Annotated in this window: 13 protein-coding genes; 2 read left to right on the top strand and 11 right to left on the bottom strand. The window is 34.9% G+C overall.

Annotated elements, in window-relative coordinates:
- From CVU84_16580 to nagA, 8 genes are all read right to left on the bottom strand, one after another.
- On the bottom strand, window positions 1-777 hold a 777-nt coding region (locus CVU84_16580), incomplete at its 3' end, for a phosphoenolpyruvate--protein phosphotransferase (protein PKM93319.1).
- Between the two features lie 11 nt (window positions 778-788).
- Complete coding sequence (locus CVU84_16575) at window positions 789-1,058, bottom strand: HPr family phosphocarrier protein (GenBank protein ID PKM93318.1); 270 nt, start codon at window positions 1,056-1,058, stop codon at window positions 789-791.
- Between the two features lie 23 nt (window positions 1,059-1,081).
- A complete protein-coding gene (locus tag CVU84_16570) occupies window positions 1,082-1,336 on the bottom strand; it encodes a phosphocarrier protein HPr (GenBank protein ID PKM93317.1) in 255 nt (84 codons plus the stop codon).
- Window positions 1,337-1,341: 5 nt separating this feature from the next.
- Window positions 1,342-1,833, bottom strand: coding sequence for a PTS glucose transporter subunit IIA (locus CVU84_16565; GenBank protein PKM93316.1), 492 nt, complete (start codon window positions 1,831-1,833; stop codon window positions 1,342-1,344).
- A 276-nt stretch (window positions 1,834-2,109) separates the two neighbouring features.
- On the bottom strand, window positions 2,110-3,501 hold the full coding sequence (locus tag CVU84_16560; protein PKM93315.1) for a PTS sugar transporter: 1,392 nt from the start codon (window positions 3,499-3,501) through the stop codon (window positions 2,110-2,112).
- 200 nt (window positions 3,502-3,701) lie between these two features.
- Window positions 3,702-4,559 (bottom strand): hypothetical protein, encoded by an 858-nt coding sequence (locus CVU84_16555; protein PKM93314.1) that lies wholly within the window; start codon window positions 4,557-4,559, stop codon window positions 3,702-3,704.
- A 306-nt stretch (window positions 4,560-4,865) separates the two neighbouring features.
- Window positions 4,866-5,606, bottom strand: a complete 741-nt coding sequence (nagB, locus tag CVU84_16550; GenBank protein PKM93323.1) for a glucosamine-6-phosphate deaminase — start codon at window positions 5,604-5,606, stop codon at window positions 4,866-4,868.
- 4 nt (window positions 5,607-5,610) lie between these two features.
- Entirely contained in the window at window positions 5,611-6,756 is a 1,146-nt protein-coding gene (gene nagA, locus CVU84_16545) for an N-acetylglucosamine-6-phosphate deacetylase (GenBank protein PKM93322.1), read from the bottom strand.
- A 275-nt stretch (window positions 6,757-7,031) separates the two neighbouring features.
- On the opposite strand from nagA, the gene CVU84_16540 reads away from it, so the two are divergent.
- Window positions 7,032-7,952: a PEP phosphonomutase gene (locus CVU84_16540; protein PKM93313.1), complete on the top strand. Its 921-nt coding sequence runs from the start codon at window positions 7,032-7,034 to the stop codon at window positions 7,950-7,952.
- 142 nt (window positions 7,953-8,094) lie between these two features.
- Window positions 8,095-9,312: a 6-phosphofructokinase gene (locus CVU84_16535; GenBank protein ID PKM93312.1), complete on the top strand. Its 1,218-nt coding sequence runs from the start codon at window positions 8,095-8,097 to the stop codon at window positions 9,310-9,312.
- Between the two features lie 67 nt (window positions 9,313-9,379).
- Here the strand turns inward: CVU84_16535 and CVU84_16530 are convergent, their stop codons facing one another.
- The 3 genes from CVU84_16530 to CVU84_16520 are packed head-to-tail and all read right to left on the bottom strand — an operon-like array spanning window position 9,380 to window position 10,507.
- Window positions 9,380-9,736: a 50S ribosomal protein L20 gene (locus tag CVU84_16530; protein ID PKM93311.1), complete on the bottom strand. Its 357-nt coding sequence runs from the start codon at window positions 9,734-9,736 to the stop codon at window positions 9,380-9,382.
- 22 nt (window positions 9,737-9,758) lie between these two features.
- Window positions 9,759-9,956: a 50S ribosomal protein L35 gene (locus tag CVU84_16525; GenBank protein ID PKM93310.1), complete on the bottom strand. Its 198-nt coding sequence runs from the start codon at window positions 9,954-9,956 to the stop codon at window positions 9,759-9,761.
- Between the two features lie 50 nt (window positions 9,957-10,006).
- On the bottom strand, window positions 10,007-10,507 hold the full coding sequence (locus CVU84_16520) for a translation initiation factor IF-3 (protein ID PKM93309.1): 501 nt from the start codon (window positions 10,505-10,507) through the stop codon (window positions 10,007-10,009).
- Window positions 10,508-10,652 lie beyond the last annotated feature (145 nt).

The following is a 10,652-nucleotide window of genomic DNA, read 5'->3' as shown; positions in this document are numbered from 1 at the left end:
CTTTGTATATTTCAATTGACTTAGCTTTGTTTTATATTCTTCAATTATAATTTTCTCATTGTTAAAATGTTCTATCGTGCTATTGTCAGCCTCGATATATACCTTTCCATCTCGTCCATCTAGTACAACGCGCTGTCCATGGGTAACTTTTGAAACAATGCCATGAAGTCCAACAACTGCTGGTATTTCTAAAGTTCTAGCAAGAATTGCTGTATGGGAAGTTTTCCCACCTATTTCAGTAATAAAACCTAATACTTTAGCAGTATCCATTTGAGCGGTATCTGATGGAGTTAAATCATGTGCAACTATGATAACAGGTTTATCTGTTTCCATCTCATTTTCTTCACCTAGACCAGCCAAATGCCTTTGAATACGGTTTGAAATATCCTTAATGTCTAGCGCACGCTCTCTTAGGTACGGGTCTTCCATTTCATTGAAAATGGAGACAAAATGATCTGTGACTATTTTTAATGCCCACTCAGCATTCCAATAATTGCCTTCAATTGAAGTTTCAACTCCATTGATTAACTCTTCATCTTCAATTAATGCAATATGTGCTGCAAAGATACTAGCTTCTTTTTCACCAATCCTAATCATGGTAGTTTCATAAAGTCCATACAATTGCTTAATCGAATTTATCCTTGCATCTTTAAATCTCTTTTTTTCTTGTTCAGTGTCTGTTACATTATGTAGACTGGGATTTATAATCTCTTTCTTAATCATAACCGAACCTATCCCAATACCATTTGAGGCAGGAATACCTTTAAGTTCTATCATAGTTTCTCCTCCTAGTTGAAACCATTTTTAAAAAGTTCAGTAATGACTCTAATCGCTTCCTCTTCGTCAACACCGTTTGCAATAATGGTTAATTCATCCCCTTTTATTGCACCCATACTTAAAACTGAAATGATGCTTTTGGGATTAAATACTTTGCTTTTATCTCCATTTTTTAATACTTGAATATCACAAGTTAACTTCATAGCAGTTTTCGAAAACAAATTAGCAGGTCTAGCATGAATACCTTCTTCATTTTGTAATTTTATAATCGTTTGTTTCATTTTTTGTCTCCTTTAATGAATTCTTATTCTTTATATTCTTCAATGAATTTTGCTAAGGCCTTTTCCGCAATCATGGCGTCACTACCTTCAGCATGTATATGAATGGTTTCTCCTCCAGCGATCATAGCCATCATAATACTAACAATGCTTTTTCCATCATATTCCTTGGAGTCCTTAATAACTGTAATATTGGAGCTATGCCTTTTGGCTAAATCAACAAATAGGCTTGCAGGCATTGCGTGTAGACCTGATTTACTTGTTACTACCACAGTCGTCATACTTGTCACTCCCCTTTTATAATCACTTTACCAATGCTTTCCTTAATTTTATAGTTCTTATAATTAATCTTCATACTTTCAATGCACTCAATATTCGTAATAACGATAGGTGAAATAATACACTTTTCATACTTTTCCATTACTTTTAGGTCCATTTGCAGAAGCGGATCTCCTGCTTTCACATGTTTACCTACTTCGACCAGCCTTGTAAATCCTTCTCCTTTTAGTTGGACTGTATCTAATCCAATATGAATAATAATATCTAATCCTTCAATAGAATGCACTACTAGAGCATGGTTTGTTGGAAATATTTGCAACACTTCTCCATCACATGGACTACAAACAAGTCCGTTTGTAGGTTTTATAGCAAAGCCATCTCCCATCATTTTCTCTGAAAATACTTGATCTGGTACATCTTGAATCGGTATGATTTCGCCCTCCATTGGTGCGATTAAATGGCATGTTTTATTATGGCTTTTTTTAAAAAAGTTAAACATATTGTACCTCCTTGTAACCGTTTTTTTAAATGATGTCAATTATTAGTCTTTATCTCCTATCTTTCTGCACAAATAGCAGTTAGGGATATGCTTATGAATAAATCAGTTGAAAGACTAGTATATCTTTCTGTGGCGATAATGACTTTGGAAAATAATTTATATTTCTAAATTACTTTTCAAATTCATTACTTTCTATTTGTTTTGGCAGGCAGGAAAGTATCAACATGCATTGTACTTTCCTAACCTACTAAACATTTTAGATTTATAAATAATGAATTATAATAAATTTTTAATTTCGTCTGCAATTAGCTCTGCTTTTGTACCAACGATAACTTGAATGTTATACTTATTTGGTTTAATAATACCACTAGCACCTAATGCTTTACAATCTTCTTCTTTTACAAGATCATTATTTTTCAAAGTCAATCTTAATCTTGTAATACAAGCATTGATCTCTTGAATATTATCTTTACCTCCTAGAACTCGAAGGTATTCTTTCGCTATGTAAGAAACACCTTTTTCAGCCAATAACTCTTCATTACCTGTTTCGTCATCCATTCTTCCTGGTGTTGGTAAGTCTAGTTTCTTGATTATGAAAACAAAGATAACATAGTAGATTACACCGAATACAAGGCCTACACCAACCAATAATACAGGTTTAGTCGCTAAGTTAAAGTTAACAACATAATCAATAAATCCTGCTGAGAATCCAAATCCATGTAATAAACCTAACATATGGCATACTGCCATTGATACTCCTGTTAAAACTGCATGAACTCCATAAAGTACTGGTGCTAAAAACATAAACATAAATTCTAATGGTTCAGTTATTCCTGTAAGGAATGCTGTAAAAGCTACAGAAAACATCAAACCGCCTACTGCTTTTCTATTTTGTTTTTTAGCTGTAGTGTACATTGCAAGTGCAACTGCTGGTAAGCCAAACATCATAACTGGGAAGAAGCCTGTCATGTAAGTACCCGCTGTTGGGTCCCCAGCAAAGAATCTACTAAGGTCTCCTGTTGCTCCATTATATTCACCAAACACAAACCAAACAAAAGAGTTAATAACATGATGTAATCCTGTTGGAATTAATAGTCTGTTTAATAGACCAAAGAAAAATGCACCAACTGATCCAGAAGCCATCATCCATTCGCCCGTACCACCAATAATTTTTTCAATGATTGGCCAAAGTACTCCAAAGAGCATCCCTACAAAAATCGTAAATACTGAAGTAACGATGGGAACGAATCGTTTCCCTGCAAAGAACCCTAACCATTCTGGCAACTTAATATTATAATACTTGTTATACATTAAGCCCCCAATCATACCAGAAATCATACCAGCTAGTACGTTGTTGTTAAGCACATATGCTTCTTCTACAACACCAAAGCTTACTGCTGCTGCTGGCGCTACTCTAGTGATAACTAAGTAACTAATTGCTCCTGCAAGTGCTGCCGCGCCATGGTTGTTTTTTGCTAAACCAAAAGCTACACCAATTGCAAATATTAATGCCAAATTGTCAAAGATAGCTGCCCCCGCTGCTGTTACAATATCGATGTTCCAAAGCACACCTAACCTTAGTAATAGTGCAGCTATTGGTAATGCTGCTACAGGTGTCATTAAAGCTGGACCTACTTTTTGAAATGAACTAAACACTTTACTGTTCATAAAATTATAACCTCCTAAGATCATTTTTTTATAGTTAAGAAAATCGGCTATACTGGGTTAAACACCTAGGCTATTGCCGCTTTTCTTAATTACTCACTTTACTTGCTCCATCCAGAACTTTCTTAGTAAATAAAAAAATGAGCCCATAGCTGTGATAAATCACAACGATAAGCTCATGCCTGACTAAACAGTAACACGCTTTAACTATTTTGAATTTTTGATAACAATTGTAATCTATTAATATGAATTGCTAAGTAAGCTAGTTCATCATCGGTAATCGTGAGTTGTGCTCCATTTTTAATTTCTTTCTTCACCTCTAATGCAATATTGTAGGCATCTGTTAATTCAAGCCGCACTGCTTCTTGCAATGGATTTACAATATTTTCATTGTGTTGAGTTCTAAATACAAGGCCTTTTAAATGGTTTATAAATCGGTTATAAGAGGTGGAGTTAACATCTAGCGTATAATCTATCCTCTTTTCGACGGTTTCAATAATCGCTTTAATAAGTCTTGTTGACTTAACATTTTCTGCTACATTTTTATTTTGTTTACCTGCATTTAAATGCCAAGCAATAAAGCCAACCTCATCTTCTGAAATATCGATGCCCATTGAATTAATAAATAGGTCACGTCCCATCTGAGCAATTGCATACTCCTCTGGATAAATGTTCTTGATCTCATAGATAAAGGGGTTTTCAATTTCCATACCCATCTTTATTCTTTCGAGAGCAAAACTAATGTGATCTGTTAAAACTATGAGTAGTTTAGGGCTTAACTCACCAAGCTTTTTTTCTGCTAAAGAGACCAACTCAGCACAGGTTCCAAAAACCTTACTGTCCATATCTCTAAAAAGAACATGGTAATCGTTTTTTAATTTCTCATCATAAGTAAAAAAAGCTTTTTCAATTTGTTCAGTAGGTATTGTTGTTATAGTGCCACATTTTTTTTGAAATCCTAAGCCTTTCCCAATCAATACACTTTCCAAATCATCTGCAATGCGTCTCACAAGGATAACATTGTTATTCATTATTTTAGCAATCTCATACTTATGCTCCATGCTACAACCTCATTTCTTACAATTATGTTTTTACTAACCTTGCGCAATCATACAGATACTTTAAAAATTAGGTCATAGAAATAAAAAAAACATAAACTACTTGATCAAAATCGCCATGTAGGTTTATGCCTGCTTTAACAGTAACACACCAAAGTTTATTTAATTATTACGTACTTATAAGTTATCATGTTTTGTATTAATTGTCAACGATAAAACTAACTTTCACTTTTTTTTGTTGTATTTGACTATCAAAAGCAGCATTTGACGATTACTAGTGATTTTTTTCTGTTCATATTTACTAACTTTCTAGTTGTACTTTTCGAAAATATTTGAAGCTGCATCTTTATCTAAAATAAGGGTTACCTCGTTGTGCAGTTGCAATATAGATGCCGGAACATTTGGCGTAATATCACCAAGTAACATTTGCTCAATGATGTGCGCTTTTGATTGTCCACTAGCTAATAGCACGATCTTCTTTGAATGCATAATGGTTCTAATTCCCATGCTGATTGCTTTTGTCGGTACTTCTTCCTGACTACCAAAGAATCTTGCATTCGCTTTAATGGTTTCCTCATCAAGCTTCACCAAATGAGTTCCAGATTCAAATCTTACATCAGGTTCGTTAAAGCCAATATGTCCATTGTTACCAATTCCAAGCACCTGAAGGTCAATCCCGCCATGTAAATAAATTGCATCGTCATAATCATAACATTCCTTCTGAATGTTTGTCGTTTCTCCATTTGGGATGTTGATGCTGTGGTCGTTCACATTGATATGATTAAACAAATTGGTTCTCATGTAATAGTAATAGCTCTGCTCATTTGTTTTTTGAATTGGATAATACTCGTCAAGGTTGAAGGTTGTGACTTCACTAAAATCAAGATCATCTTGATTGTATAGCTTTACCAATTGTTCATACATGCCAGCAGGGGTTGATCCAGTTGCCAAACCTAAAACACTTTTTGGTTTAATGATTAACTGAGCTGCGACAATATTTGCTGCTTTCTTACTCATTTCCTCATAGTCTTGGCAAATAAATATAGTCATACCTTTAATCTTTTTTTTCATACAAAACCACTCCTTCTACAATCGTATTGTGTACGTTGATTTGTGGATCAATGATTGTAATATCTGCCAGCTTACCTTGATCAAAAGACCCCACCTTATCAAAGATATTTAAGTATCTCGCAGGATTTTCCGTCACAAGCTTGACTGCGTTTTCTAACTCAAGGGAAGTCTGAAGCATGAAATTAGTTAATCCTTGGTTAAGTTTCAACGTACTTCCAGCCAATGTGCCATTTTCTAGCAAACATCTTCCATCTGCAACGATAACCTTTTGTCCACCCAAATCATAAGAACCTTCTGGCATTCCTCCTGCTCTCATACAATCCGTAATTAAAATCAGATGTTCAAGTTTTTTGGTTTTCAATAGCAATTCATACATAACCGGGTTCATATGAACATTGTCAGCAATTACTTCAATGCAGAAATCTTTTAAGAGAGCAGCACCCACGCAGCCAGGTTTTCTGTGTTGTAGACCTGTCATAGCATTAAACAAATGAGTAATTCCCTTGGCTCCATGTTCATAAGCTTTTACAACGGTTTCATAATCTGCTCCTGTGTGACCTATAGAAATTGCTATGCCCTTATTGGAAATCGTCTCAATAAAGCTCATTGCATCTCTCATTTCTGGAGCCATTGTAATTACTTTAATAACATCTTCATAATCCTTCAGTATGTCAATTTTTGGATAAGTAATGAATTCCTCACTTTGAGCACCTTTATATTCAGCGTTAATAAATGGGCCTTCAAAATGTGCTCCCAGTACTTTTGCACCAATAAAAGATTGCGTCATCAAGTTTCTGATACGCTGTAATGCTTGATGTATCAAATCAACAGACATCGTCATTGTGGTTGGCAAAAAAGAGGTTACCCCATTTTCAACGAGCCTTTTACTGATGTTTATGAGCGCATCATCAGAATCATCCATTGTATCGTAGCCTCCGTAACCATGAAGGTGAATATCAATAAAGCCTGGTACAATCAGCAATCCTTTGGCATCGATTACTTGTTCGTATTTGGAATAATCTACATCCTTGTAATCAATGATGTCTTCAATCTTCGAATCATAAATGAGTGCTTTGTTCTGTAAAAATTCATGATCTTTATAAATAGCTCCGTTCACAACTGCTTTCAAATCATCACTCCTTTCTTTCAAATTCGGACAAAGCACATCGCTTCTCCTTATTGTCAACTTACCATCAGATGAGTCGATTTGTCAATACCTTTATTTTTGCTCGTAATATGCGGATACATATTTTCAACGTTACAATACTTTATTGCTTGACATAATTTACAAACGGGTTTATCATAAATATAACGTGTAACTAGTAAGACTAGGCATGAGTTCTCAAGGACTCATGCCTTTTTTTATGGTAGAGGATTCCTCAAATATTTTGGAGGCGATAGATTATGAGCAAAAGATTGTTAGATTGTGATACTTCTGATTTGCTTGGACTAACTAAGCAGATGAAATTGGAGGCGATAATAGCCAGCGAAGGCAGAGTTGTCGTTTCAGAAATTATTGGGTTGCTACAACCAATCCTAGTAAATATCAGCAATGCTGAACTATCAACTGCTTTTGGAGCTGATATCTTGCTATTAAATATGTTTGATGTTTACGACCCAGTATTCTACGGTATACCGAAGGTTGAAAAGCATGACATCATAAGAAAAATCAAAAATCTCACTGGACGATTAATCGGTATCAATTTAGAACCCGTTGATTCAAATGCCGAAACAGTAGGTGAAATGATATCCGTATCAAAGGGAAGGCTTGCAACTGTAGAAACTGCAAAGAAGGCTGTTGAAATGGGTGTTGATCTCATTGTGCTAACTGGAAATCCTGGTACAGGTGTTACCAATAAAGCAATTGTTCACTCACTTAAACATATCAGCGAGACGCTTGGAGATCAGGTTATTCTTGTCGCTGGTAAGATGCATGCAGCAGGTTCTTTAAGGGAAGCTGGCGAAAATATCATAACAAAAAAAGATGTTCTTGAGTTTTCTAACGCTGGCGCCGATATCATATTATTACCAGCTCCGGCTACAGTACCCGGTATTACTCTTGAATATATTAAAGAACTTGTAAGTTATGCCCACAGCTTAGAAAAATTAACAATTACAGCAATTGGTACCTCTCAAGAAGGTGCTGATTCAGATACCATTAAGCAGATTGCTCTTATGTGTAAAATGACGGGAACCGATTTACATCATATCGGAGACAATGGTTTTCCTGGGATGGCTATACCTGAAAACATAATGGATTACAGCATAGCAATAAAAGGGAAAAAACATACATATCTTCGTATGGCAAGATCAATCAATAGATAAATTATAAGGATCACCCTTTATTTATACTCTTGTATCTTGTATAATAAATATAATAAACACATATACTCACCATAGTTAGATTGGCGGTATATGTTTATGGATGTTTCATTAGCAAAAGAAACAAAAGGAGGAATCAGTAACATTGGAATTAAAAGGAAAAGTTGTTATTGCACAAGGCGGAGGTCCAACAGCTGTCATTAATCAAAGTCTCGTAGGTGCTGTTCTAGAATCAAGAAAATTTCCGCAAATTACTAGAGTTTATGGAGCTATTAATGGTGTTGAAGGTATCATAAATGAAGAATTTATGGATTTATCTCAAGAAACCACTCACAACTTAGAACAGGTTGGTTTAACTCCTGCATCTGCATTATTATCAACCAGAGTGAAACCTGATGAACAATATTGCAAAGAAATTTTCAGAGTATTAAAAGCACATGACGTACGTTATTTTTTTTACATTGGAGGAAATGATTCTGCCGATACTGTAAGAATTGTAAATGACAATGCAAAAAAATCAGACTATGAATTTAGAGCAATTCATATTCCAAAAACCATTGACAATGACTTGGTTTTAAACGATCATACGCCCGGCTATGGTTCTGCCGCAAGGTATGTGGCACAATCGTTTATAGGATTAAATCTCGATAACAGAGCACTACCAGGTGTTTATATTGGTGTTATTATGGGACGACATGCCGGTTTTTTAGCTGCTTCATCTTCTATGGCACAAAAATATCCTGATGACGGTCCTCATCTAATCTATCTTCCTGAAAGAACCTTTTATATTGATAAATTTCTATCAGATGTACACAACGTCTATCAAAAATATGGTAAATGTATTGTTGCAGTATCCGAAGGAATTAAAGATGAAAATGGGCAGTCCATCGTTGCTTCTCTCAGTGATACGATTGAAAAGGATGCTCATGGCAACATTCAACTTTCTGGTACTGGCGCACTTGGTGACATGCTTTCCAAACTCGTTAAGGAAAAGTTAAATATAAGCCGTGTAAGATCAGATACTTTAGGCTATCCACAAAGAAACTTTATTGGAAGCATTTCTGATATTGATCAAAGTGAAGCCCGAGAAGTAGGTGAAAAGGCCGCTCAATTTGCTATTTGGCATAAAATTGACGGGTCAATTATCATAGAAAGAACGGGATTTTATTCTGTTGATTATAAATTAGTTCCCCTAGAACAAGTTGCAGGAAAAACAAAAATTATGCCTGATGAATTCATTAATTCTTATGGAAACAATGTTACTGATGCCTTTAAGTTTTACTTAAGACCGCTACTTGGCTCAGGTTTTGCGACAGCGCATAGACTAAGAGCTCCAATGGCACCGAAAATTTTAAATATATAACAAAAAAACCAGTAGCGAGATGTATTTTACATCTTTCTACTGGCAATTTTTTATATATATACAAATATTAGTTTACTTTCGCTTTTGCGGTTTCAACTAACTTTGCAAACCCTTCAGCATCACTAACAGCCATTTCAGCTAACATTTTTCTGTTAATGTTAATATCTGCTAATTTCAAACCGTACATAAAAGTACTATAAGACATACCATTAATTCTTGTCGCTGCATTAATTCTTGCAATCCACAATTTTCTAAAATCTCTCTTCTTAAGTCTTCTACCTACATATGAATAAACGCCTGATTTCATAACAGCTTGCTTTGCAGTTCTAAATTGTTTTGATTTGGCGCCTCTATATCCCTTAGCTAATTTAAGTACTCTTTTGTGTCTTTTGCGTGTGTGCAATGCACCTTTTACTCTAGCCATTTCATTTTCCTCCTAACACGATTTATAAGTATGGTAACATTTTTTTGATTACTTTTTCATTTGATGGTGACATCACAACGCTTGGTCTAGCTTGTCTTTTTGATTTTGGACTTTTTTTAGTCAAAATATGTCTTTTGTAAGCTTTGCTTCTTTTTAATTTTCCAGTACCTGTTGCTTTAAAGCGCTTTGCAGCACCACGATGTGTTTTCATTTTAGGCATTTCAATTTTCCTCCTTGTATGTTAATCTAAGTAATTAGATTATTTCAAATTTAGATAACTTTTTTTGGATTAAGAAACATGATCATGCTTCTACCTTCCATTTTGGGTGGTTTTTCAACATCACTTATTTCTTCCAACCCTTTTGCAAACTCAAGAAGGATTTCTCTTCCTACGTTAGTATGTGCCATTTCTCTACCTCTAAAGCGCACAGAAACCTTAACCTTATCGCCATTTTTCAAAAACTTTTCGGCCTGTTTCTTCTTAGTAGTTATATCGTGTTCCTCAATATTCGGTGATAAACGCACTTCTTTTAAAGTTATGATGTTTTGTTTCTTACGAGCTTCTTTTTCTTTCTTAGCTTGCTCATAACGGAACTTACCATAATCAATAATTTTACATACTGGTGGAATTGCCTTTGGTGAAATTTTCACCAAATCGAGGTTCTTTTCTCTTGCTAACTTTTGGGCATCCTTTGCTGACATAATGCCTAGCTGATTACCTTCCTCATCAATAAGTCGAACTTCTCGATCTCGAATTTGCTCATTAATCATATGTTCACTAATAGTCCTACACCTCCAAATAATTTAGTTTTTTGCAATAAAAAAGGATAGTTACTCTATCCACATATATACAAGCGCACCAACTCAAGTTGGCTTCAAAACTTATATAATAACCTTATCAGTTCAAAACTATAAG

The organism is Firmicutes bacterium HGW-Firmicutes-1, assembly GCA_002841625.1.
Taxonomy (GTDB): Bacteria; Bacillota; Clostridia; order Lachnospirales; family Vallitaleaceae; genus HGW-1.
The sequence above is the reverse complement of the archived record's forward strand: the minus strand, read 5'-3'. Positions and strand labels throughout refer to the sequence as shown.